Below are 23,882 nucleotides of genomic sequence, written 5' to 3' on the forward strand. Positions count from 1 at the left end.
ATCGTGCCCAGTTGGGATCATCGTGATTTTTGGTCTGGGCACATCGGCGCAGTGGTGCGTACCGTCGAACAACCGTGACTGCGACTCCCACGACCTCATCTGATCGGCTCGTCGGATCGACGAACGCCGCGAGCACGGAGCCGTCTATAGACGAGACAGACGACGAACGGCGACGGCGGCTGCGGACGGTCGCGCTGGCGAGCCTGCTCGGGACGACCGTCGAGTGGTACGACTTCTTTCTGTACGCGACCGCGGCGAGTCTGGTCTTCAACACGGTGTTCTTCCCGCACCAGAGTGGATTCGTCGGCACGTTGCTGACGTTCGCGACCTTTGCTGTCGGATTCGTGGTGCGCCCGATCGGCGGCGTCGTATTCGGTCACATCGGCGACCGGATCGGCCGGAAGAAGACGCTGGCGCTGACGATGGTGATGATGGGGCTCGCCACCGCATTGATGGGCGTGCTGCCGACGGCCGCGCAGGTCGGCATCGTCGCGCCGATCCTGCTCCTGGTGCTCCGCGTCGTACAGGGGTTCGCGCTCGGAGGGGAGTGGGCGGGTGCGGTGCTGCTCGCCGTCGAACACAGTCCGCGGGGGCGTCGAGGTTTCTTCGGTTCGATTCCGCAGATCGGTCTGGCGCTCGGACTCGCACTGGGCACGGCGGTGTTCGCCCTGCTGCAGGTGGTCTTCGACGACGATGCGTTCCTCGCCTACGGCTGGCGCATCGCCTTCCTCGGCAGCATCGTGTTGGTGATCATCGGATTCGTGGTGCGCCTCAAGGTCGACGAGACGCCCGCCTTCCAGGAGGTCGACGAACTCTCCCAGAAGTCGTCCGCGCCGCTCAAAGAGGTGGTGCATCGACCGTATACGCGCAACACGGTGCTCGGGCTGCTCGCTCGCTGGGGTGAGGGGTCGGCGTTCAACACCTGGGGTGTCTTCGCGATCGCTTATGCGACAACACAACTCGACCTGCCCAAGGTTTCGGTTCTGATCTCGGTGACGATCGCCGCGCTGGTGATGGCCGTGCTGTTGCCGGTGTCGGGAGTACTCACCGATCGGTTCGGGCCCAAGCGTGTGTATCTGGCGGGCATGATCGCCTACTCGGTGGCGGTGTACCCGGTGTTCGCGCTCTTCGGCACCGCCGACCTCGTCTGGTTCACGGTGGGACTCGTGGCGGTGTTCGGCGTCGTGCACGCCCTGTTCTACGGCGCGCAGGGCACGTTGTTCGCGAGCCTGTACCCGACGCCGGTCCGCTACACCGGGCTGTCGGTGGTCTATCAGTTCTCCGGGATCTACGCGTCGGGTCTTACGCCGCTCATCCTGACCGCGCTGCTCGGCGCAGCGGGTGGCACGCCGTGGCTGGCCGCTGGCTACCTGGTGCTGACAGGACTGATCAGCGTCGTCGCGACCTCGCTGATCCGCCGCAGCGACCAGTTCTTCTGATCGCCGCGGCGGTGCTGCCTACGTGTGCGACCTGGTCACAGCGCCGCGAGAACCTCCGACGACTCGACGGGCAGCGAGAACATCGGATAGTCGAACGAGATCGCGTTCTCGTGTTCTGCCTGCGACGTCGCGGCGGTGCAGTCGGTGAGCGTGATGACGCGGTAGCCGTTCTCGTAACCCGACCGCATCGTCGACTCGACGCAGCAGTTGGTGAGGAATCCGCCGAGGATGATCGTCTCGATTCCCTTGCTGCGCAGGATGAAATCGATGTTGGTGCTCGCGAAGGTATCGAGTCCGCGTTTGCCCTCGATGAGGATGTCGCCCTCTGTCGGGGCGAGGTCGTCGACGATCGCGGCACCCCACGTGCCCTTCACGAAGGCGTTGCCGTCGACGACGCCCTTGAGGATTCCGTACGGGTGCCGGGTCAGTTCGCCGTAGCCCGGGGCGAAGGTGATGGGTGCGTGCATGATCGTCACCCCGGCGGCACGGGCCTTGTCGACGAGAGTGACAGTGTTGGCCAGCATGTCCGTCGAGTCCATGACCTCGGCGACGGCGTCGTGCAAAACGCCTCCGTCGCTGGTGAACTCGTTCTGGTATTCGATGAGCACCAATGCGGTGGTTGCGGGGTCGAGGGTGAGCGTGTCGTCGGCCATGAGTACTCCCAGTGTGCAGTGATCGGGGTCACAAGAATTCAACTGCGTGCTGCGTCGTCGCGCAAGGTTGTCGGTGAGCGCGCGTGCTCGCCGAATCGGTGAGACGATGCAGACGTGACGACCGATCAGGTGAGTGACCGGCTGGCCGAGCTCGCACAGCGCTGCGGAGTGAGCATCGGCTACACCGGTTGGGATCAGGAGTATCACGAGGTTTCGCGGGACACGCTGGTTGCCGTGCTCGCCTCGCTCGACGTCGCGGCAGCCACCGATACGGAGATCGAGCAGTCTCTCGCAGAACTCGATGTGGCTCCGTGGCGGTCGTTCCTGCCTCCGGTCACCGTTGTCACCGAGGGAGATGACGCGACGTTCGCTGTGCACGTTCCGCACGGCGATCCGGTCGCGGTCTGTATCCGAACGGAATCGGGGGACACGCTCGCGCCGACACAGCTCGACGTGTGGACTCAGCCGCGGGACGTCGACGGTGTGCTCACCGGGCGCGCGACGTTCGCGTTGCCGTCGGATCTGCCGCAGGGCTATCACGAGATCGTCGGGGCCAATCCGGCGCGCGACGTCAACGCGACCGCACCCTTGATCGTCACGCCACGTCGGCTCTCGACCGCAGACGATCTCCTCGGCGCGCAGCGGTGGGGGCTGGCACTACAGCTCTATTCGGTGCGTTCGGCAGCGTCGTGGGGGGTCGGCGACTTCGCCGACCTCGCCCAGGTGTGCGAGGTCGCGGGCAGCGTCTACGGCGCCGACTTCGTCCAGGTCAATCCGATGCACGCCGCGGCACCACGCCCACCCGTCGAGGCCTCTCCATACCTGCCCGCAACACGTCGCTTCGTCAATCCCCTCTACATCAGGGTCGAGGACATCCCCGAGGCCGACGCCCTGCCGAAACCGCAACGTAAATGGATCAAGGGACTGCAGAAAGAATTCTTCGGCGACGACCTCGATCCGTCGAGAATCAAGCGCAACAAGTCATACCGGGCGAAACTCGATGTGCTCGAACTGATCCACGACGTTCCGCGGAGTAAGCGTCGCGAGCACGCGTTTCTGCGGTTCTGCAAGCGAGAAGGCAAAGGGCTCAAGGGTTTCGCCACCTGGTGTGTCCTCGTCGAACGGTTCGGGAATGACGAGACGAATTGGCCCGCCAAGACGTCCGATCCCCGATATCTCAAGCGGGTACGCCGACGCTACAGCGATCGCGTCGACTTCTACATGTGGTTGCAGTGGATCTGCGACGAGCAGTTGGCCGCGGCTCAGCACGCGGCCACGTCGTCGGGTATGAGTATCGGGATCATCACGGACCTGGCCGTCGGGGTCGACCGCCATGGAGCCGATGCCTGGATGCTCGGTGGCGTACTGGCCTCCGGTGCGACCGTCGGCGCGCCGCCCGACGGCTTCAATCAGCAGGGGCAGGGCTGGAATCAGCCGCCGTGGCATCCCGGCCGACTCGCAGCCGCCGGGTATGCGCCCTATCGCGACATGCTGCGGACGGTTCTGCGGCACGCAGGCGGCCTCCGTGTCGACCACATCCTCGGACTCTTCAGGCTGTGGTGGATTCCCGACGGAATGGGTCCCGCAGGCGGTACCTATGTCCGCTACGACCACGACGCGCTGCTCGGCATCCTGGCGCTCGAGGCGCAGCGGGCAGGTGCGGTGGTGATCGGCGAGGATCTCGGAGTCTTCGAGCCGACGGTGCAGACCGCGCTGGCGCAGCGCGGAATCCTCGGGACGTCGATTCTGTGGTTCGAGCACGGCCCATATGCGCCGATCCCGCCGGAGGAGTACCGAGAACTCTGTCTCACCTCGGTGACCACGCATGATCTGCCACCGACGTTGGGCTACCTGGCGGGCGAGCACATAGACCTACGAGCCGAACTCGGACTACTCGAGACATCCGAGTCCGAGGAACGCGCCCGTGACGCACGCGACCGCGACGCCATCCTCGACCTCGCTCGCGCACGCGGGCTGCTCGACCCCGACACCGAGCTGACGAGCGCGGAGACGGTGGAAGCGCTGTATCGGCTCATCGCGGCAAGCCCGTCGGTGCTGCTCGGAGTGGCGCTCGTCGACGCCGTCGGGGAGCGTCGGATTCAGAACCAGCCGGGCACCGACAGCGATCAGTACCCCAACTGGTGCATCCCGCTCGCCGACGATGACGGGACCGTCGTGCTCGTCGAGGATCTCGCAAGCAGCCGTCGGTTCGCCGACCTCGTCGCGGCCCTGGTGGGGGAGGGCGTCGGCGCGGATCGACGCTCACTGCTCCAGGACTGACCGACCGTTGACTGCCTCACGCGGCGGGTGTTGACCTGAAGGGCATCAGGCGAAGGCGCGGGCGTTCTCGCGTCGCACGGCAACGGCAGTCGACACCAGCGCGGTGAGCGCGAGCACGCCGACGGCCACGTTGAACACGACCCCCGACGTTTTGAGTCCCCAGTGAGATGCCGCGATACCTTCGCCGACGATCGGGATGGAGATGGCGACGTAGGCGACGACGAAGAACGTCGACATCACCTCGGCCCGACGGTCCGCGGGACTGGCGGCGACGACTGCGGCGAGTCCCTTGCTGAACGAAAGACCTTGTCCCGCACCGGCGATCAACGCGCCGATGACGAGCAATGTGAACGAGGCCGCGAGTAGTCCGCCAACTAGAACGGCCATGCCGACGACCAGGAGCGCACAACCCGCGATCAGTGCGCGTTCGGTGGGGATCGCGCGACCGGCGATCTGTGCGACGGCAGACGCGCCGAACAGCAGGAACACCAGGCCCCCGGCGAGCGCGGGCGAGTGGATGCCGAGCACGTGCGACACGAACGACGGGGTCACGCCGGTGAACGTGCCCATCACCGCGAATCCCGCGAACGCCGCGATTGCGGCGCGTACGAAGACCGCGCGTGTCTCCGGTGGCACCGACAGCTTCTGAACCGACAAACGAACTCCCGGTTTGCGGGTCACCGGCTCGGTCATGAACCAGATGCCGACGAACACGATCGCAAGCAGGACGAGGTCGACGATGAACGCGGTGCGCAGCGGCGCCGGGGCGTACTGCGCGAGCAGTCCGGCGATGAGTGGGCCGAGGCCGAGTCCGCCGATGTTGGCCGCGGTCGCGAGTGCGGGCGCACGGTGACGCCAGCTCGCAGGCGCGAGTTCGATGACCGCTGCGGTCGCCGCACCTGCGTAGATGCCCGCCGACAGGCCGGAGAGCACACGTCCGATCATGAGCTGCCACACCGGGCCCGCGGTCAGGAAGACGACGGCGCTGATCGCCGAGAGGATCGCGCCGGCGATCAGCAGGGGACGCCTGCCGAGGATGTCCGACCAGCGTCCGAAGCAGATCAGGGCAACGATCACGCCGGCCGCATACACGGCGAAGATGACCGTCGTCGTGGTGACGCCGAAGCCGAGGTCCTTCGCGTAGATCGAGTACAGCGGAGTCGGCAGCGTGGTGCCGAGCATCACGACCGCGAAAGCCGCGATGGCCGCTATGAATGAACGCGCCCCACCGGAGTGTGTTTCGACGGAATCAGAAGGTGTTTCGACGGAATCAGGCCGTGCGGAAGCGGATTCTTGAGAGTGCATCGGGCCGGGCGTCTGCGTCATACGAGGCCTAGCGTCGAAGCACCCCACGGTATTCCGTAGCGGCATTGGGTGCGTGTCTGGTGAATGTGTGTCTTACGTAAAGATGTGGGTGCTGCAGCACCCACATCTTTACGTAAGACACACATCTATCGATCGATCGGGCGACTGCCGCTACCGCACCGCCGTATCCATGCCGGGAATGTCCTCTATCGCCGCACAAGCCGCATCGGACCGTTACGGTATATCCGTGCCAGCCATCGATCCCACGATTCTTGCCACCACGTCGCGCATGCCGTTTGCCGTCGATGAAATTCACAAGCTCGGCGTGACCGGGCGGCGAGTAATTGCCGCCGATACGTTCAGTTCCGCACCGGGGAGCCATTCACGCGGAGCCTCCAAGCATTTCACGGTGCCCGCGCCGACCCAGGAGACCGAGGCGTTCATCGCCGCGATCGTCGACATCATCGACGCCGAGAACGTCACCTGGTTGTTGCCGATGTTCGAGGAGGTGTTCTACCTCGCCTACCATCGCGACCGGCTGCTGGCGGGGCACCCCGACCTCGAACTCTTCTTTCCGGACTTCTCGACGCTGCATCGCGTGCATGACAAGGTGACCTTCGCCGAGATGTGTCGCTCGTTGAATCTTCCTGTGGCCGAATCGATCACGGCGACGAACGATGACGAACTGCGGGCGGCCACCGCCCACTGGGAGCACTGGTTCGCGCGCGCCGCCTACGGCCGCGGCGGGCTCGACGTCGTCACGAATACCGGTCCACTCGCCGCGGAGACGAGTCTCGACGCCGTACATCCCACCGCGGACGACCCGTGGTTGGTGCAGGAGTACCTGAAGGGTGTCGACCGGTGCAGTTGGAGCGTGGTGCACCACGGCGAGGTGGTGCTGCATTCCTGTTACGAGCACCCGTTGGCCATCGACAATCGGGGCGGAATCGTTTTCGAGTCGGTCGATTCTCCCGAGTCGTTGCACGCGGCACAAACCATCGCGCGTGAATTGAACTGGCACGGCCAGATCAGCTTCGACTTCTTGGTGACCGACGACGGCGTGCACCACATGGTGGAGTGCAACCCGCGCCCCACCGCCGGGTGCACCATCGCCACACCCGAGGAATTCGACGCCGCGCTGTTTGATCCGGGCGATCTGGTCGTGGTCCCACCAGGACGCAAGAAGATGATCAAGGCTGCCGTGATCCGCGATGTACTGATGCATCCGTCGCACTGGAAAACCAATCGCGCGGCGGCGAAGGGTGCGGCGGGTGTCTACGACCAGCGCAAGGATCACCTGCCGCTGCTGTACTCGGCGCTGTCGTTGCAGCATGTCGCCAAGTACCGCAGGCAACTCGGCGTCGATCGCAAGAAGGGTGAGCAGCTCGTCGCCACGCAGTTCTTCGACGTCCTCTACGACGGCTCATCGATCGGCTGAGCTCCCGTCGACCGTAAGCCGCCACTCTTTGCCTCCGGAGTGACCTGGGTTACTGTGTTTGTAGGTCACAGATACTTCGGGGAGTGAGGTCGGATCGTGGTGCAGCCAGATCATGAGGTCGTCATCGTCGGCGCGGGTTTCGGCGGAATGGGCGGCGCCATCGAACTCAAGCGGCAGGGCGTCGAATCGATTGCGATTCTCGAACGCGAAGACGACCTCGGTGGCACGTGGCACGTCAATCACTATCCGGGCCTCGCAGTCGATATCGCGTCGGTGACGTACTCGTATTCGTTCGAGCCGAATCCGTTCTGGTCGCGGCTGTTCGCTCCGGGCGCGGAGCTCAAACGCTATGCGGAGCACATCGCCGACAAGTACGACCTCAAGCGGCACATGGAGTTCGGCACGAACGTCGAGAAGGCTGAGTGGGATGAGCAGTCGCGGCTGTGGACCGTGTACACCGCGGATGGTTCGAGTCGCACCTGTCGCTACTACGTGACCGCCACGGGATTCCTGTCGCAACCGCACGTCCCCGATTTTCCCGGGCTCGACTCGTTCGAAGGGAAGGTGCTGCACACCGCCGACTGGGAGGACGGATTCGACTTCACCGGGCGGCGGGTCGCAATCATCGGTACCGGCGCGACGGCCGTGCAGTTGATTCCCGAAGCCGCGCGCGACGCAGCGCATCTGACGGTCTTCCAACGCACACCGATCTGGGTGGTGCCCAAGGTCGATTTCCCCATTCCCTCTGCGCTGCAGAATCTGTTCGCCACGGTGCCGCTCACACAACGCGCTGCTCGTCTGGTGAACACCTCGCTGCTCGAGATGTTGATGGTCTTCGGCGTCTTGCACTTCAAGCAATTCAAACCGGGCAACAAGGCCGCGGCACTGCTGGCCCGGGCGCATCTGCGCGCCCAGGTTCCCGACCGCGCGACCAGGCGAGCGCTGACACCCGACTATGACTTCGGGTGCAAGCGACCGACATTCTCCAACAAGTACTTTCGGGCTTACGCTCAGCCGAACGTCACGCTGGAGACCGGAGGCATCGGACACTTCGAACCCGACGCGATCGTGAGTGCCGACGGAACGCGACACGAGATCGACACGCTCGTGCTCGCCACCGGATTCGACCTGTGGGACACCAACTTTCCCGCGATGACGGTGATCGGTCGGGAGGGTCGGAATCTCGGAAAGTGGTGGCGCGACAACCGTTTCCAGGCGTTCGAGGGCATCACCGTCCCGCGTTTCCCGAACTTCCTGTCCCTCAACAGCCCGTACTCCTACAGCGGGCTCTCGTACTTCACGACGATCGAGGCGCAGATGAAACACATCGCGCGCCTGTTCGGCGAGATGCGTCGACGCAAGTCCGACGTCTTCGAGGTGACCGACGCCGCCAACGACGCGTTCCTCGACGAGGTCACCGAGCATCTGCAGTCGTCGGTGTTCTATCGCGGAAACTGCGCGACGTCGCGCAGCTACTACTTCGACCCACACGGTGAGGCGACGCTCCTGCGTCCGAATTCGACGCTGACCACGCTGCGCGAGATGGACAGCTACCCGTTGGACTCCTACTCCTATCGCTGAGTTGCGTTCTGGGAGAGAGTATTTGGTTCCGCGTTACGATCCGACGTTCGCGGTGAGGTTGATCAGCAGTGCGACGATCACGGTGCCGAAGAAGTAGCTCAGCAGGGCGTGGAAGACCAGTGTCCGACGAAGCCGCGATGAGCCGACGTCGGTGTCGGAGATCGCATAGCTCATCCCGACTGTGATCGCGACGTACACGAAGTCGCTGTAGCGCGGCGACTCCGACTGATGGAAATCGATCAGCGGCGCGTCGCCCTTCTGGATATTTTCACTGACCCCGTCGCCGCCGAAGTACATGCGGGCGTAGTGAGTTGCGTACATCGTGTGGATGGCGGCCCACGATGCCACCACCGATAGCAGTGCGATGAAGAGGAGCACCGGGTCTTTCCTCGTCAGCACCTCGACGATCCCGATGAGGCTCACGAAAGCTGCCAGTAGCACGATGACGAACGCGCCGAAGCGTGTTGGCTCCTCGCGGCTGGCGTGCGCCTCGGTGGCCGCGTTGTCCATCGGCCATAGCGCCAACCACGTCCACATCACGAACAGACCTGCGCCGATAGCCCAGCCCGCCAGCGGTGCGGCGGTGGGGCGTTCCGACCAGATCCCTGCCGCGACCGCCCCGCCCACCACAATGCTCACGAGGAGACGAACCAGCACCGGGGCGTCGCCACGATGCACGCGCCACTTCTCGGGGAGAGAGTTCATGGAGCAAGTACACACCGCGCGGCCGGAATAGGGTGGAGACATGCGTGCGTGGTCAGTCACCCGACCAGGACCGGTCGACGAACATCCGCTCGAGCTGGTGGACAAACCAGTCCCGACGCCGGGTGCGGGCGAACTCTTGGTCAGGGTTCGCGCGTGCGGTGTCTGCCGTACCGATCTACACGTGAGCGAAGGCGACCTTCCGGTGCACCGGCCAGGCGTCACGCCAGGACACGAGGTGGTCGGTGAAGTCGTCGAGGCCGGCGAGGGGGCGCTGGGCTTCGAGCGGGGCGCTCGGGTCGGGGTTGCGTGGCTCCACCACACCGACGGCACGTGCACCTACTGCAAGCGGGGGAGCGAAAACCTCTGTCCCGCATCGCTATACACCGGGTGGGACGTCGACGGCGGCTATGCCGAATACACAACTGTGCCCGCCGACTTTGCCTATCACCTGCCGGACAACGTCGACGACGTCACCCTCGCGCCCCTGCTGTGTGCGGGGATCATCGGGTATCGCGCACTCAAGCGTGCCTCGCTGCCGGAGGGTGGTCGTCTCGGCCTGTACGGCTTCGGCGGCAGCGCACACCTGTGCGCGCAGCTCGCGATCGCGCAGGGCGCCGAGGTTCATGTCATGACCCGTGGTGCACAAGCGCAAGCGCTGGCCAGGTCGTTGGGCGCGGCCTCGGTCAACGGTGCGTACGACGCTCCGCCGGTCCCTCTCGACGCTGCGATCACCTTCGCACCCGTCGGTGACCTGGTCCCGGTGGCGATGCGCGCACTCGACCGGGGCGGGGTGCTGTCGATCGCCGGGATACACCTGTCCGACATTCCCGCACTGAACTACGAGCGAGAGTTGTTCTACGAGAAGGAGATCCGCTCGGTCACCGCCAACACCCGCGACGACGGGCGCGAATTCCTCGAGCTCGCCGCCCGCTACGGTGTCGCGGCGACGACACACACCTACCCGCTGTCGAAGGCCGACCAGGCGCTGTCCGACCTCAAGGCGGGCCGATTCGACGGCGCCGCCGTACTCGTTCCCGACTGATGAGTGCCATCAGCGTCAGACCGGCGCCAGCAGCTCCGGTCCGTTGTTGGCCACGCGGTTGACCAGTGGCGAGACCTCGCGGATGGCGATCGCGTCGGCGATTGCCTCGCTGGGCGGGGCGAAGAGCTCCGACGGCGCGGGGTGGTCGGGATCGAGCCAGGCATCCCAACTGTCGTAGGGCATGATGCGCGGCATGCGGTCGTGTACCTCGCGCAGGTCGCCGACGGCGTCGGTGGTCAGGATGGTGCAGCTCAACAGGGGTGGCGCGTCGGGATTCGAGCGGTCGTGCCAGGCCGACCACAACCCCGCCATGAACAGGCGTGTCCCGTCTTCTGGCGACATGAAGAACGGGATCTTGGTCGGCTTGCCCTTGCTGTTCTCGGGGCCGGGCTTCCACTCGTACCACCCGTCCATCGGCACGAGGCAGCGCTTGGATTTCACCGAGCTGCGAAACGAACTCTTCTCCGCGGCGGTCTCGGCACGTGCATTGAACAGCAACGGCCCCTTGCCGACCTCCTTGGCCCACGTCGGTACGAGTCCCCACCGCATTGCCCGCACGCGCAGCCGCGGATCGTCGTGCGGGTCGTCGTGGGAATGACGTTCGACGACGGTCAGGATCGTCGACGTCGGAGCAACGTTGTAGTTGGTGCCAAGCGTGCGCGGCTCCCGATCGTCGCTCGGCTGATCGTCTGCGGTGGGCGGCGACGCGGGCACCTCGTTGACCGCGTCGATCTCGGCCGCGAGTTTGGCTGGGTCGGTCGTCACCGCAAAACGTCCACACATGCAGTCCATGCTGTCACGAGGGGCTGACACGAGGGGCTGACACCAGGAGCCGACACAGACGCCGACAGACACAGAGGGGAAACCCTCAGGCCGCGATGTCGGCGGTGACGGCCGACGTCGCGGCGATCAGATCGGTGGGCGATAGTTCTACCTCGAGGCCGCGTTTGCCCGCGCTGCACAGGACGCGGTCCCACTCGAGTGCAGAAGCGTCGATGACCGTCGGCAGTGCAGTTCGCTGCCCGAGCGGCGACACACCGCCGAGAACGTAACCGGTGGATCGGGTGACGTCTTTTGCCTCGGCCATCACCGCCTTCGACGCTCCGAGTGCCGCCGCGACGGCCTTCAGCGACAGCTTGCGAGGCACCGGGACGACGGCGACGGCCAGGCCGCCGGGACCGCCGGTCAAGGTAACGACGAGGGTCTTGAAGATCTGCTCGGGTGCAACCCCGAGTGTTGTCGAGAGCGCGTCCACTGCCTCCGCTCCGTACGCCTGCGACTTCCGATCGTGGGTGTAGCTGTGTACCTCGTGCGGCACATCGGCCCTGCTGAGCGCCGCGAGCGCGGGTGTGGCCGCCATCGGAACCTCCAGATGTGTCAGCGGTGCCGCGGACGCGGGCGCCGGAACAAATCGGACATGTGCGGAACAATTGTCGGCGCAGCCCTGTTGACCAACAATGTCAGGGCGCTCGCAACCCCTGTTCAGCGGGCGATCACCACATATCGACACCGCGACAAAAACACCGCGACATCAACAGATTGAGCGTATTCAACAGATCGAGGAGGTGGATTGCCGATGGGAGCGACGTTGCTCGAACGACCGGGGCAACCACGACCTGGTGAGCTGCGAGAAGGACCCGGGTCGGTAAGCTTGATCGACATCACCGGTGCGCCCGCGCGACCCCTCACCGGGTCCGGCGGCATCGGAGTCATCAGCGAAGGGAATTACGTGGCTTCTCCCGAGTCCCCCGACTCTGCCGGCGGTGCTGACAGGACAAGCGACACCGCCTCACAAGCGTCGAAAACAGAAGCGCCGAAAACCGAAGCGTCGACAACCGATGACTCGACCTCGGCAGCGGGTTCGGCAGCACCTCGTCGCGCCGATCCTTCGGAGACCGACGCCGATCTGACAGAACGGTTCGAGCGTGACGCGCTCCCGTTGCTCGATCAGATGTACGGCGCGGCGCTGCGCATGACGCGCAATCCAGCCGACGCAGAGGATCTGGTCCAGGAGACGTACGTCAAGGCATTCTCGGCATTCGCCTCGTTCCGCGAGGGAACCAACCTCAAGGCCTGGCTGTATCGCATCCTGACCAACACCTACATCAACGGGTACCGCAAGAAGCAGCGTCAGCCCGCCCAGTATCCGACCGACGAGATCACCGACTGGCAGCTCGCGGCCAATGCCGAGCACACGTCGACAGGTCTGCGTTCTGCCGAGATCGAGGCGCTCGACGCACTGCCCGACGACGAGATCAAGGCTGCGCTGCAGGCGCTTCCGGAGGACTTCCGGATGGCCGTCTACTACGCCGACGTCGAGGGTCTCCCATACAAGGAAATCGCCGAGATCATGGACACGCCCATCGGAACGGTCATGTCACGTCTACATCGTGGCCGACGTCAACTTCGTGAACTGCTGACAGACGTCGCACGTGACCGCGGCTTCATCCGTGAGCCCGCATCCGAGAGTGGGGTGGCACGATGAGCGACTCGACTCCCGACGTCGCGCCGGTACCGCCCGCCGACGATCCCGAATTCACCTCACTCGATTGCTCCGCTGTGATTGCCGACGTGTGGCTGGTGCTGGACAACGAGTGCGATTCCGCAGCTCGCGCCCGGCTGCAGCAACACCTCGACGAGTGCCCGTCGTGCCTGGCGCACTACGGCATCGAGAGTCAGCTCAAGGCGCTGATCAACCGCAAGTGCGGGGGAGATCGTGCGCCCGACAGCCTGCGTGACCGGCTTCGCATCGAGATCCGCAAGACCGTCGTCGTGCGTGAAACGCGGTATTCCTCGGGAGAGTGAACCCGCTTTCGTCGAAGCGACCCAGGTCTGACCGGTACCGATTCCAGGATTCGGGGTGCGACGTGGGACAATCACTGAGCACATCGGAGACGAAGGAGGCCCGTCATGGGTAAGCGCGGACGCAAGAAGCGCGCACGCAAGAAGAGCGCAGCCAACCACGGCAAGCGCCCCAACGCCTGAGCTGCGTGCCAAAGAAAACGCCCGGAGCGTGATCGACGGTCATACCGACCGCGTCCGCCCGGGCTTTTTCGTGCCGCGATCTCCTGCCGGCAGTCGGGCCCGCGGTACGCGCCCTGCCTGTCACAGCGGTGGACTAGGTTGTTGACATGGCAGAAGACGTTGTCGCCGAGATCGTGGCGAGTGTTCTGGAAGTCCGCGCAACCCCTGGTCAGCCCATCGAGATCGGCGACACGTTGGTCCTGCTCGAGTCGATGAAGATGGAGATACCGGTACTCGCCGAGGAATCGGGAACGCTCGCAGACGTCAGGGTCAAGGTGGGCGACGTGATCCAGGCAGGCGACATCATCGCCACCTACGAGTAGCCGCACACCGTCACCGATGTCGACGCTGGCCGATCTCCTCGCCGAATACACAACACTTTCCGACCGCGCAGCGGCATACCTGCAGCGCGTCGTCGCCGAGTGGCAATTGCTCGCCGACCTTTCCTTCGCCGATTTCCTGCTCGCCGTGCGCGCCGAGAACGGCGAGGTGGTGACGGTCGCGCAGTGTCGCCCGAACACCGCGTCGACGGTGTTCCCCAGCGATCAGGTCGGCATGGTCGTCGGTGCGGACGCCAACCCGCAGGCGCTGCGCGCATTCGACGAAGGGCACATCCTCCGCGAGGAGGACCCCACCTGGATCGGTCCGGTCGCCATTCGGCGTGAGGCCGTCCCCGTCGGATTCTCGGGGGAGGTCATCGGTGTTCTCACCAGGGCCGTCGACCTCACCCATCCGCGATTGCCGTCGCCGCTCGAACTGGCATATCAGGACTCGGCCAACGACCTGTGCCAGATGGTTGCCGACGGCACGTTCGCGCGCCTCGAGGTCAACCCGCGAGGTCTGTCGACGCCACGCGCGGGCGACGGTTTCGTGCGGATCGACGAGCGCGGCGTCGTCCTCTATGCGAGTCCCAACGCGCTGTCGGCGTTCCATCGCATGGGGTGGACGTCGGAGCTCTCGGGCAGGCGGCTGTCAGAAGTCACGACGTCGCTCCTGACCGACCCGTTCGAGTCTCACGACGCCGCGACCATGATCGACGTCGCCGCGGGCGTCGTCGCGCCGCCGGAAGGGCCGTACCCCGACATCGGGATGCGCATGGAAGCCGACGCGCGGCGGGCAACCGTGCTGCTCCGGGCGGTGCCGTTGCGTCCGCGCGGGGTGAGTTCCGGTGCCGTGGTGCTGATCCGCGACGTGACCGAGGTCAAGCGTCGAGATCTCGCGCTCATCAGCAAGGACGCCACCATCCGGGAGATTCATCACCGGGTCAAGAACAACCTGCAGTCGGTGTCTGCGCTGTTGCGTCTACAGGCACGTCGCACGTCCAACGAGGAAGCACGATCGGCACTCGTCGAGGCGGTTCGACGAGTGGCCGCGATCGCCACCGTGCACGAGTTGCTCTCGGGCAGCGTCGACGAAGAGGTCGACATGGACGAGGCCGTCTCGCGGCTGCTTCCCACGATGGTCGACGTCGCCGCCGGGGAGACGCCGGTCTCGGTGAGCCACCGTGACCGACTCGGAGTACTCCCCGCCGAGCTGGCCATGCCGCTCGTGATGGTGCTGACCGAGCTGATCCAGAACGCCGTCGAGCATGGTTTCGCGCGCCCGCGCGGGGATGACACAGCACAGATGCATGACGACGCCAGAATCGAGATATCCGCCGACCGCGACGTGCGGCGCATGGTCGTGACGGTGCGCGACAACGGCTCCGGGCTGCCGGCCGATTTCTCCATCAACGACTCGGAGCGCTTGGGGCTTCAGATCGTGCAGACCCTCGTCGCGATCGAGCTCGGCGGCGAGCTGGAACTCGGGCCGAACCCGGAAGGTCGGGGAGCGCAGGCGCGTATCGCCGTTCCTCTGCACGCCCGCACGCCGACGTGAGGCAATAAAAAGACCCGGCGCGTTGGCCGGGTCTTTTTGTTGGTCCCGATATCTCGGGGCCGTGGGTCGATCAGACTGCTTGTGAGTCGATCAGACGCTGCTGCGGGTCCGCGTGCGTGCCGTACGACGCTTCAGTGCTCGGCGCTCGTCCTCGCTCATGCCGCCCCACACACCGGCGTCCTGACCGGACTCGAGAGCCCATGACAGGCATTCGGCGGTGACGGGACACCGCGCGCAGACGAGCTTCGCATCGGCGATCTGTGCGATAGCCGGACCACTGGTTCCCACCGGGAAGAACAGCTCGGGGTCCTCGTCGCGACAGATTGCCTTGTGACGCCAGTCCATTCCTTCTCCTTCAGGTGCGTGTGTTGCGCGCACCACTCGTCATTGAAATCTTGCTTCTTGTGGCTGTAACCATCAGTTCACGTAGACACACCAAATGTTTCCGTGCTGTTGCTTGTGAATACTTTCACGAATCCAGCCGAAGTCAATGGTGTTCCGCTGACACGTGTGCAATATCACTCTCCGTGGCCCATTGCGGGAGGGGGGTGGTGCACTCGCGTCCGTGCCAATGTTCTATGCTACGCCGGTTGTTCGATTATTGCCGATATGTTTCCGCAGCTAGTGGCATAGATCGCATTCTGGCATCCCGATAGGTGATCGTGGTCACTCGACGATTGGCGTATGCCTGCGCGTAACCCGAAATTTATCTGACCGATGAGTCAGATGAGGCTGGATACGGCGTCGAGTTTGCGCTGCTCGGGGGCGATGTGCTTGCCATCGGGCAGCGCAACGAGCCCGCGGCCCTCCATTACGGAGCGACGACGCCGAGTACGGACTCGCGGTGGGCGAAGTGGATTGACGTGAACGCGCCGACGTAGTCGCCGTCCATCTGGACGTCGATCGGCTCGTCGGCGTCGAACTGCACCCACTCGACGTCGTCGTCGCGAATGAGGTGTGGCGCTTTGGGGTTGCGCTGGGTGAGCAGCCGCGTGGCGAGTCCGACGTTGCGCAGTACGCCCGTCGACGTCGCCGCGAACAGCCCCAGACGTGCGGAGAGGTCGGTGCCGGGGTTGGTGCGGATCTCGTGATTGCCCAGAAACGTCCAGGGCGTGGTGTTGCTGACGAAGGCGAACCGCACACCGTCGATCGGCTCGTGGCCGTCGTATTGCACGCGAAAAGGCGGCTGGCTCGACGACCCGCGAATGAAGCAACTGACCGTCGTCCACAGGTATCGGCCCGGTGTTGCCGCTTTGCCCGCGTGGCGTTTGTCCTCCATCGCGTGCACCACCACGGCATCCATGCCCATTCCCGCGTTGAACAGGAACCAGCGAGTATCCGTGTGCCCCAATCCGATTCGATGAATCGACGAGGCGTCGACGAGGTCGATCAGTTGGCGCGTCGCGCGCAGCGGGTCGGAATCGATCCCGAGGGTGCGCGCGAAGACGTTGGCGCTGCCGCCGGGGATGATCGCGAGCGCCGGGCGGGGAAGATTCGGATCGAAATCGGTGGGCGATCCGAGGATGCCGTTGGCCACCTCGTTGACCGAGCCGTCGCCCCCGTGCACGGCGACGATGTCGTATCCCTGCTCTCGGGCGAGCGCGCCGAGTTCGCCCGCATGACCACGGTGCGTGGTGTGCTCGACGTCGACGGGGACCCGAGCGCTGATGGTGTTGACGAGCGCGTCACGACCCGCGGCAGTGGTCGCGGTCGCGAAGGGATTGACGATGAGCATGACGCGCACGACTCCCGAGGATATGGGGTCGCAGCGAACGCCGACCCTGCGCCCCCGTACTCCGTGCACCCAATACTCTGGACGTGTGAGTAGAAAGCAGGACCCGGCCGGTCGTAGTGCGCGTAAGTCGGCACCGCGAGACGGACGGGAGAAGGCCGAGACGGCGTCGAACACGGGCGAGGTATGTCCGGTTCAGTTACGCGTGGCAGGGGCCATCACGGCGCTCGAGGGGGCCATTGCGGTCATCTTCGCTGTCGTCCTGGTGATCCGTGCGGCTGCGGGGCACCACGAGGCGGCGATAAGCGGATACGGCACAGCGGCCTGGTTCGGAATCATCTTCGGCGGGGTTCTCGTCGGCGGGATCGCGCTGCTGCTCGGTCGTCGGTGGGGTCGGGCCATCTCGTTGGTCGCCCAGATTCTGCTTCTCCCGGTTGCCTACTACCTGTTCACCAGTCATCAGGTGGGTTTCGCGATCCCGTTGGCTATCGCGGCGGTGGTGACGCTGGTGCTGTTGTTCCACCCTGCGTCGGTGCGCTGGATCTCGGGAGACCTCGACGCTTCTGAGTGAGTGAAAGTCCTCGGGACGGGTGTCGGATCGAACCGGGGCTTTCGAACCGGGACGTTGATTTCGATCACACGATGGAAATTGTGTGTGACAAGCCGGTGCGCTCGAGACGTTGTGATCTGACGGGTCGTAGAGTGTTCGCATGACGCGGATGTTGGCGGTAGCGAATCAGAAGGGTGGCGTCGCCAAGACGACCACTGTCGAGTCCCTGGGCGCCGCGCTCGCCGACCTCGACGCGTCGGTGCTCGTCGTCGACCTCGATCCGCAAGGGTGCCTTACCTTTTCGTTGGGTCACGATCCCGATCAACTCCAGGCATCGGTCCACGATGTGCTGCTGGGCGACGAGGAGATCGCCGACGTTCTCCTCGACACTGCCGACAACGTCACGCTGCTTCCCGCGACGATCGACCTCGCGGGCGCCGAAGCGTTGCTGTTGATGCGGCCCGGGCGCGAGTACGCCCTCAAACGGGCGCTCGCGGAGGTGGCCGAGGATTTCGACGTCATTCTGATCGACTGCCCGCCCTCGCTCGGGGTGCTCACGCTCAACGGGCTCACCGCGGCCGACGAGGTGATCGTGCCCCTGCAGTGCGAGACGCTCGCACATCGCGGCGTCGGACAGCTCTTGCGTACCGTCAACGAGGTCCAGCAGATCACCAACCCCAACCTGACGATGCTGGGTGCCGTCGCCACACTGTTCGACGCTCGGACCACTCACAGTCGTGATGTCCTCTCCGATGTCTCGGATCGGTACGATCTGCCCGTGATCGAGCCGCCGATCCCGCGGACGGTGCGGTTCGCGGAGGCGTCGGCGTCTGGTGCGTCGGTCATGCGGGGTCGAAAGAACAAGGGCGCCACGGCATATCGCGAGCTCGCCGAGAACCTCTGGAAGCACTGGGAGGCTGGCGAGGACGTGCGGACCTTCGATCCGAGCTGAGCCTTCGATTCGAGTCGAGCGTCAGCTCGCGTCGGTGGGAACCAGCGCGCGAACCGTCGAGCCTGTTTGTTCGACGACGTTGCTGCCGAGGACCCGCAGGCTCGTGGTGGCGGTCGCTGCATCGCGAGGGAACGCGATGGAGCCCGTTTCGCGGCCGTTGGCAGGGTCGCGCACGCTGATGCCGCTGCGTGTCGGGAGCAGGAGCGCACCGGCCATCGTCTCGCCGGGTCCCAGCGTCTGCGGGACCTGATAGGTGGGTCGCATGGTCTGGCCGTCGAGTACGACCGTCGCCGCTCCGGTGAAGTAGGTGACGAGTCCATCGCTGGTCAGCGCCACGCTGTCCGCTGGCGGTGATACCGGCCCCTGCACGGTGCTCACCGGTCCTTCGACGCCGTCGGAGTCGAAGACGCGAATCGTGGCCTCGCCGGGACGCACCGCGACCTGACCGGGGGTCTGAGTTCGGTTGGCTCCGCCGTCGTACACGGCGATCCCCGAGCTACTCATGGCAACCAACACCGGAGGTGGACCCGAGGCGGTGTCGGTGATCACCGACGATCCGTACTGCTTGACCTTCTCGTCGCTGTCGAGCACCGCACCGAGCACAGTGAGCCGGTAGCCGGGGTCGTTCTTGCAGCGTTCGATGACTGCGACACGGTCGCCGCTGATGGTGCCGGAGTAAAACCTGCAGTCGACGCGGCCGGGTTGCGTCCCCGGCTTGACCGGTGCGGTGACACGGCCGTACTCGATTCCGCGCACCAGATTCGATCCCCACGTCTCCAGCCGATGGCTGCCCAGCGCGAGTACGTATCCCGAGTCGGTGACGAGTTTCAGATCGTCGTCGGCGTCGGAGGTGCGTGCGCCCTTGCGCTGACCCGTCGACGAGGCCAGGGCTGTCACCTCCGAGCACCCGCGGGAGTTGCGGTACACGCCCAGCACCTCGTCGGTGCTCGCCGGCCACGCCGCAGCGGTGGAACACAGCGGGAGGTCTCGGGCGTATCGCCACAGTTCACGGCCCGTCGTCGGATCATGTCCGACGACGGTGCCGGTTCCGTCGCCCCCGTTGTCGGCGGTGATCACGACAGAGCGAGAGACTGCGGGAACACGCGTAGCGTCCGACGACGCTGTCCACGCGACACGCAATCCCTGCGGGACCGCCGTCGCGCGCGCGACGTCGGATGCCGGCGCCGATGCCTGCGCGCTATCGGTATGGCGGACGGGACTGACCGACCACACGATGATGCCGACCACCACGACGATCACGACGATGACAGCAGAAACCGCCAGGTCGACGCGGGTGCGTCGTTCGGGGGCGATGCGTGTCACGGGCGCCCCGGGCGCGGTTGGATCACCTCGGCGCTGTCCTAGTCGGCCGTGGCGGTCGCCGGTGCCGAGTCTGCTGCGTGAGCGGCGGTCGCGTCGGACCCGCGGCCTGCGCCTCCGCGTCGACGACGTCGCCGACGCGGCTTGCTCTCGCCGGTCCCGGCCGACGCCGCGTCGTCAGTGTTGGACGCCGTCGCCTTGTCTGCATCGGATGCGTTGTCTGCCTCGGACGAGGAGTTCTTGTCGCCGTTCGACGCTGCGGCCGCGTTGGAGCCGGACTTGCCGCCTCGGGTGCGACGTCGCGTACGCGAACTCGTGGTGCGCTCGGCGCGTGGAGTGCGCTCGACGCGTTCGCCTTCGGGGCGCTCGCGCTTGGGTGCGGCGACGCGGCCGGTGGCCGACTCGGGGATACCGAGCTCTTCGCGCAGGTGCTCCGACGTCGAGTAGGTCTCGGCGGGCTCGGGCACGCCGAGATTGAGTGCCGAATCGATGAGCTCCCAGCGATGCAGCTCGTCCCAGTCGACGAGGGTGATGGCGATACCCGTACGACCGGCGCGACCCGTGCGACCGATGCGGTGCACGTAGGTCTTGTCGTCGTCGGGGCACTGGTAGTTGATGACGTGTGTGACGTCGTCGATGTCGATGCCGCGGGCCGCGACATCGGTGGCGACGAGCACGTCGATCTCTCCGGTGCGGAACTTCTTGAGCGCCTTCTCGCGCGCCACCTGGCCGAGGTCGCCGTGGACGGCGCCCACGGAGAAGCCGCGCTCGGCGAGGTCGTCTGCGACCTTCTGGGCGGTGCGCTTGGTGCGCGTGAAGATCATGGTCGCGCCGCGGCCGTCGGCCTGGAGGATGCGCGCGACGAGTTCGGCCTTGTCCATCGCGTGGGCGCGGTACACGTACTGCGTGGTGCGCTCGTGCACCGCGGAGTCGTTGGCGTGCTCTGCGCGGATGTGCGTCGGACGCTGCAAGAACGTCCGGGCGAGGGTGACGATCGGGCCGGGCATCGTCGCGGAGAAGAGCATCGTCTGCTTCTGCTCGGGCAGTGCCGACATGATGCGCTCGATGTCGGGGAGGAAGCCGAGGTCGAGCATCTCGTCGGCCTCGTCGAGAACCAGGACGGCGACCTTGCCGAGGATCAGGTGGCCCTGCTGCGCGAGGTCGAGGAGACGGCCGGGTGTGCCGACGACGACGTCGACGCCCTTGTTGAGCTCGGCGATCTGCGACTCGTACGGACGGCCGCCGTAGATGGAGGCGATGGTGAAGGGGCGCTGCTCGCCCGTGGGGAGCGTGACGGTGAGGTTCTTTGCCGCGACCTCCAGATCTCCGGTGACCTGCACACAGAGTTCGCGGGTCGGCACGATCACAAGGGCGCGGGGAGTGTTGTCGAGCGGGCGCAGGCCGCTCTCCTCGGCGTGCATCAGGCGGTGCAGCAGCGGAATGCCGAATCCGAAGGTCTTGCCCATACCCGTGCGGGCCTGGCCGATCAGGTCGCTGCCTGCCAGGGCGAGGGGGAGGGTGAGCTCCTGGATCGCGAAGGTGTGGGTCTTACCGTCCGCGATCAGCGCGTCGACGATGTGCTCGTCGACGCCGAGCTCGGCGAAGGTGGGAGAGGTGTGGGTGTCGTCGACGATGGTCGTCTGCACGCCGGGTTCTGTCATGTTTTCTTGTGTGCCTTTCGCATCTGTTCCAGCACGCACGAAAAGGCTCCACTGAGAAGATCACCGCGATTTGTCGGCGGTGACATGCAGGTCTTCGCTTCCGGAGTAGTCCGAACTGCGAAGGCGTGGGCTCGATGAGTGCGCGCGCAATGTCTGGTGCCCCGCGGTCGGTGTGGATCGTTGCCTACAGGTCACGCGGTGTCGCGGCGACGATCTCGATCCCGCCCGGATGATCCCATTCTGTTGTGCATGGGAGTCCTCGGCGTACCAAGATGTCACGGTCGCGTCAGTGCACCGTTGTCAAGTGTACTTGGTGAAGCGATCGCAGCCGACCTACCATCGCCTCATGTCGTCTGCCGCGCCTTCATCCGAGTCTTCTGCTGAGTCGCCCTCCGGGCCGTCCTCGTCTTCTGAGTCGGCCTCCGTCACCTCGGTCGATCAGGAGGATCCGGCGATCGGCAAGCTCTACTCGGTGCTGCTCGCGGGCGAGTTCGCCGCCTTCCACCGACTGATCGACGAGACAGCCATGGCGCCCGATGTGCAGGGGCGCATCAACATCGCACGCATGGTCGCTTCGGAGATCGCGCACTTCGAGAGGCTGTCCGAGCAGGTGAGCCGACGCGGCATCGACCCTGCGGAAGCCGTGGTGCGCTACAGCGGGGTGTTCGACGAGTACCACCGCGTCACCAATCCCAAGACCTGGTACGAGGCGCTGGTGAAGGCATACATCGCCGACGGCCTGGCAGCCGACTTCTACGCGGAGGTCTCCGGTGCTCTGCCCGCAGGACCTCGCGCGGTGGTCGCCGAGGTGATGTCGGCGACGGGCAGTTCGGCATTCGCGCGCGAGGAGGTGCGCAAAGCCATCGACGCGAACCCCTCGCTGCGGTCGCCGCTGACGCTGTGGGGACGTCGCCTGCTCGGCGAGGCCATCACTCACGCGCAATGGGTGCTCGCGGCGGAGGAGGAGGTCACCGACCTGCTCTTCGCAGGCGCGGCGTCGTTGCAGGGCATGGCGGGATTCTTCGACGTCGTCGCCGACCGGCACAGCGCACGCATGGCCGACCTCGGGCTCGGCTGAGGCGTTCCCATCCGCTGCGCGTTCGGGTTCGTTCGCTGTCAGCGGAGCGGGTGTCCGTGTGGCGCGACCCTGCACTAGCCTTATGCCGAAGGCATTGAATTAGCACTGTGCCGAAGGCTTGCGGCGCTCGAGTGATCGGGCGCCGGAGTCGTGCAAGACGAGAAGTCGCGCGCGACGACTCGCCTCACACATCAGTCGCGCGACTTCCGCGCGACGTCGCCAACGGAAGGGTGGCCATGTCCGTCGAAGTGAAGATCGGCATCACCGACAGCCCGCGAGAACTGTCCATCCAGTCGACGCTCAGCGGCGACAAGGCCTTGGCCGCCGTGGAGTCCGCCCTCGCCGGCAAGGAGGCGTTGCTGACGCTGACCGACGACAAGGGTTCGCGATTCCTGATCCCGGTCACCAAGATCGCCTACGTCGAGGTCGGCAGCTCGGAGACGCGACGCGTCGGATTCGGGAGCTGATCGCACCCAGGAGCTAGTCCAGGCCCCCGACGGTCATTGCGACCGGAGGGGGCCGATCTCGTGGGTTACTCGGCAGCGGAGGGTGCGGCGTCGGTCTCGAACGCGTGCCCGGCCTGTTCGGGGGTGCCGGATTCGCCATGCTTCGGCACGCGCGACAAACCGCCCCAGAGCAGCGCGACCGTGGTGTCGACCGCTTCGCTCTTGGCGATGGGGCGCTTGGCCTCGAGCCAGTATCTGGCGTTGACCTGACTCGCGCCGACCAGCCCGGCCGCGAGCATCCGTGAACGGTAGGGGTCGAGCCCGGAATCGTGCATGACGAGCCCGTAGACGGCGTCGACGCATGCCTCAGTCGCGCCCTCGACGCGACGGATCACCGCGGGATCCAGAGCGTCGGAGGAGAAGATCAGCCGGTAGCCGGAATTGTCCTCATCGATGAAATTGAAGAACGCCTCTACTGCCGCCCGGACACGCTGCCGGTTGTCGGTGGTGGTGAGCAGTGCGTTGTTCACGTCGGTCACGAGCTTCTCGGCGTGCGAGTCGACGACCGCGATGTAGAGATCGAGCTTCGACGGAAAGTGTTGGTACAGAACTGGTTTGCTCACTCCTGCGTGGACGGCGATCTCGTCCATGCCTGCCGAGTGGTAGCCGCGTTCGACGAAGATCTCGCTGGCGGCGTCGAGGAGTTGTCGCCGCCGTGCGCTGCGGGGCATCCGGGTCCCGTTTCTGGTACCCGATGACGATGCGTTGGCGGTAGGTGGCATGGATATAGGGTACTCG

The 23,882-nt window shown here is 65.5% G+C and carries 24 protein-coding genes; 14 read left to right on the plus strand and 10 right to left on the minus strand.

Translation table 11 applies throughout. The features are described from left to right. The first annotated feature begins 74 nt into the window (after nucleotides 1–74). Nucleotides 75–1,439 carry an MFS transporter gene (locus tag ACRVY7_RS14945; RefSeq protein ID WP_049698954.1) on the plus strand — a complete coding sequence of 455 codons (1,365 nt, stop codon included), beginning with the start codon at nucleotides 75–77 and terminating at the stop codon, nucleotides 1,437–1,439. A 35-nt stretch (nucleotides 1,440–1,474) separates the two neighbouring features. On the opposite strand, the gene ACRVY7_RS14950 is transcribed toward ACRVY7_RS14945, so the two are convergent. After that, nucleotides 1,475–2,092, minus strand: a complete 618-nt coding sequence (locus tag ACRVY7_RS14950) for a cysteine hydrolase family protein (RefSeq protein WP_049698955.1) — start codon at nucleotides 2,090–2,092, stop codon at nucleotides 1,475–1,477. Between the two features lie 114 nt (nucleotides 2,093–2,206). On the opposite strand from ACRVY7_RS14950, the gene malQ reads away from it, so the two are divergent. Next, nucleotides 2,207–4,372: a 4-alpha-glucanotransferase gene (malQ, locus tag ACRVY7_RS14955; RefSeq protein WP_431817628.1), complete on the plus strand. Its 2,166-nt coding sequence runs from the start codon at nucleotides 2,207–2,209 to the stop codon at nucleotides 4,370–4,372. Nucleotides 4,373–4,417: 45 nt separating this feature from the next. Here malQ and ACRVY7_RS14960 read toward each other — a convergent pair whose 3' ends face one another. Further along, complete coding sequence (locus ACRVY7_RS14960) at nucleotides 4,418–5,698, minus strand: MFS transporter (RefSeq protein ID WP_431817629.1); 1,281 nt, start codon at nucleotides 5,696–5,698, stop codon at nucleotides 4,418–4,420. A 178-nt stretch (nucleotides 5,699–5,876) separates the two neighbouring features. On the opposite strand from ACRVY7_RS14960, the gene ACRVY7_RS14965 reads away from it, so the two are divergent. Both ACRVY7_RS14965 and ACRVY7_RS14970 read left to right on the plus strand, forming a co-directional pair. After that, a complete protein-coding gene (locus ACRVY7_RS14965; RefSeq protein ID WP_431817630.1) occupies nucleotides 5,877–7,115 on the plus strand; it encodes an ATP-grasp domain-containing protein in 1,239 nt (412 codons plus the stop codon). Nucleotides 7,116–7,214: 99 nt separating this feature from the next. Beyond that, nucleotides 7,215–8,696: a flavin-containing monooxygenase gene (locus ACRVY7_RS14970; RefSeq protein ID WP_431817871.1), complete on the plus strand. Its 1,482-nt coding sequence runs from the start codon at nucleotides 7,215–7,217 to the stop codon at nucleotides 8,694–8,696. 33 nt (nucleotides 8,697–8,729) lie between these two features. On the opposite strand, the gene ACRVY7_RS14975 is transcribed toward ACRVY7_RS14970, so the two are convergent. Then, nucleotides 8,730–9,401, minus strand: coding sequence for a DUF1345 domain-containing protein (locus ACRVY7_RS14975; RefSeq protein ID WP_431817631.1), 672 nt, complete (start codon nucleotides 9,399–9,401; stop codon nucleotides 8,730–8,732). 40 nt (nucleotides 9,402–9,441) lie between these two features. Between ACRVY7_RS14975 and ACRVY7_RS14980 the strand changes: the two genes are divergently transcribed. Beyond that, complete coding sequence (locus ACRVY7_RS14980) at nucleotides 9,442–10,443, plus strand: zinc-binding alcohol dehydrogenase family protein (protein WP_049698958.1); 1,002 nt, start codon at nucleotides 9,442–9,444, stop codon at nucleotides 10,441–10,443. A gap of 15 nt (nucleotides 10,444–10,458) precedes the next feature. Here the strand turns inward: ACRVY7_RS14980 and ACRVY7_RS14985 are convergent, their stop codons facing one another. Further along, nucleotides 10,459–11,226, minus strand: coding sequence for an SOS response-associated peptidase (locus ACRVY7_RS14985; RefSeq protein WP_431817632.1), 768 nt, complete (start codon nucleotides 11,224–11,226; stop codon nucleotides 10,459–10,461). 85 nt (nucleotides 11,227–11,311) lie between these two features. Continuing rightward, nucleotides 11,312–11,803, minus strand: coding sequence for a Cys-tRNA(Pro) deacylase (gene ybaK / locus ACRVY7_RS14990; RefSeq protein WP_431817633.1), 492 nt, complete (start codon nucleotides 11,801–11,803; stop codon nucleotides 11,312–11,314). A 216-nt stretch (nucleotides 11,804–12,019) separates the two neighbouring features. Here ybaK and ACRVY7_RS14995 point away from each other — a divergent pair, with 216 nt between their 5' ends. The 5 genes from ACRVY7_RS14995 to ACRVY7_RS15015 all read left to right on the plus strand — a co-directional run bounded on the left by ACRVY7_RS14995 (nucleotide 12,020) and on the right by ACRVY7_RS15015 (nucleotide 15,345). Beyond that, a complete protein-coding gene (locus tag ACRVY7_RS14995) occupies nucleotides 12,020–12,928 on the plus strand; it encodes a sigma-70 family RNA polymerase sigma factor (RefSeq protein WP_431817634.1) in 909 nt (302 codons plus the stop codon). Then, complete coding sequence (rsrA, locus tag ACRVY7_RS15000) at nucleotides 12,925–13,248, plus strand: mycothiol system anti-sigma-R factor (RefSeq protein ID WP_049698961.1); 324 nt, start codon at nucleotides 12,925–12,927, stop codon at nucleotides 13,246–13,248. The genes ACRVY7_RS14995 and rsrA overlap by 4 nt, the downstream gene beginning before the upstream one ends. Before the next feature lie 105 nt (nucleotides 13,249–13,353). After that, on the plus strand, nucleotides 13,354–13,428 hold the full coding sequence (locus ACRVY7_RS15005) for a 50S ribosomal protein bL37 (RefSeq protein ID WP_109239415.1): 75 nt from the start codon (nucleotides 13,354–13,356) through the stop codon (nucleotides 13,426–13,428). Nucleotides 13,429–13,574: 146 nt separating this feature from the next. Next, the gene (locus ACRVY7_RS15010; protein WP_049698962.1) at nucleotides 13,575–13,790 is read left to right on the plus strand and encodes a biotin/lipoyl-binding carrier protein; all 216 of its coding nucleotides are present in this window, start codon (nucleotides 13,575–13,577) and stop codon (nucleotides 13,788–13,790) included. A gap of 16 nt (nucleotides 13,791–13,806) precedes the next feature. After that, a complete protein-coding gene (locus ACRVY7_RS15015; protein ID WP_431817635.1) occupies nucleotides 13,807–15,345 on the plus strand; it encodes a sensor histidine kinase in 1,539 nt (512 codons plus the stop codon). 90 nt (nucleotides 15,346–15,435) lie between these two features. Here the strand turns inward: ACRVY7_RS15015 and ACRVY7_RS15020 are convergent, their stop codons facing one another. Then, nucleotides 15,436–15,690 carry a WhiB family transcriptional regulator gene (locus ACRVY7_RS15020; RefSeq protein WP_005170735.1) on the minus strand — a complete coding sequence of 85 codons (255 nt, stop codon included), beginning with the start codon at nucleotides 15,688–15,690 and terminating at the stop codon, nucleotides 15,436–15,438. A 466-nt stretch (nucleotides 15,691–16,156) separates the two neighbouring features. After that, nucleotides 16,157–17,080: a diacylglycerol/lipid kinase family protein gene (locus ACRVY7_RS15025; protein ID WP_049699072.1), complete on the minus strand. Its 924-nt coding sequence runs from the start codon at nucleotides 17,078–17,080 to the stop codon at nucleotides 16,157–16,159. Between the two features lie 85 nt (nucleotides 17,081–17,165). On the opposite strand from ACRVY7_RS15025, the gene ACRVY7_RS15030 reads away from it, so the two are divergent. Continuing rightward, nucleotides 17,166–17,648 carry a hypothetical protein gene (locus tag ACRVY7_RS15030; protein ID WP_431817636.1) on the plus strand — a complete coding sequence of 161 codons (483 nt, stop codon included), beginning with the start codon at nucleotides 17,166–17,168 and terminating at the stop codon, nucleotides 17,646–17,648. A gap of 139 nt (nucleotides 17,649–17,787) precedes the next feature. Continuing rightward, on the plus strand, nucleotides 17,788–18,579 hold the full coding sequence (locus ACRVY7_RS15035) for a ParA family protein (RefSeq protein ID WP_049698965.1): 792 nt from the start codon (nucleotides 17,788–17,790) through the stop codon (nucleotides 18,577–18,579). 21 nt (nucleotides 18,580–18,600) lie between these two features. Here the strand turns inward: ACRVY7_RS15035 and ACRVY7_RS15040 are convergent, their stop codons facing one another. Further along, nucleotides 18,601–19,902, minus strand: a complete 1,302-nt coding sequence (locus ACRVY7_RS15040) for an Rv3212 family protein (RefSeq protein ID WP_431817637.1) — start codon at nucleotides 19,900–19,902, stop codon at nucleotides 18,601–18,603. Between the two features lie 38 nt (nucleotides 19,903–19,940). After that, a complete protein-coding gene (locus ACRVY7_RS15045) occupies nucleotides 19,941–21,560 on the minus strand; it encodes a DEAD/DEAH box helicase (RefSeq protein ID WP_431817638.1) in 1,620 nt (539 codons plus the stop codon). 346 nt (nucleotides 21,561–21,906) lie between these two features. On the opposite strand from ACRVY7_RS15045, the gene ACRVY7_RS15050 reads away from it, so the two are divergent. Continuing rightward, nucleotides 21,907–22,638, plus strand: coding sequence for a ferritin-like fold-containing protein (locus ACRVY7_RS15050; protein ID WP_049699073.1), 732 nt, complete (start codon nucleotides 21,907–21,909; stop codon nucleotides 22,636–22,638). A gap of 236 nt (nucleotides 22,639–22,874) precedes the next feature. Further along, complete coding sequence (locus ACRVY7_RS15055; protein ID WP_049698968.1) at nucleotides 22,875–23,105, plus strand: DUF3107 domain-containing protein; 231 nt, start codon at nucleotides 22,875–22,877, stop codon at nucleotides 23,103–23,105. Nucleotides 23,106–23,170: 65 nt separating this feature from the next. On the opposite strand, the gene fasR is transcribed toward ACRVY7_RS15055, so the two are convergent. After that, on the minus strand, nucleotides 23,171–23,866 hold the full coding sequence (fasR, locus tag ACRVY7_RS15060) for an HTH-type transcriptional activator FasR (RefSeq protein WP_049698969.1): 696 nt from the start codon (nucleotides 23,864–23,866) through the stop codon (nucleotides 23,171–23,173). Between the last annotated feature and the right edge of the window lie 16 nt (nucleotides 23,867–23,882).

It is taken from the genome of Gordonia jacobaea (genome assembly GCF_965344965.1).
Taxonomy (GTDB): Bacteria; Actinomycetota; Actinomycetes; order Mycobacteriales; family Mycobacteriaceae; genus Gordonia; species Gordonia jacobaea.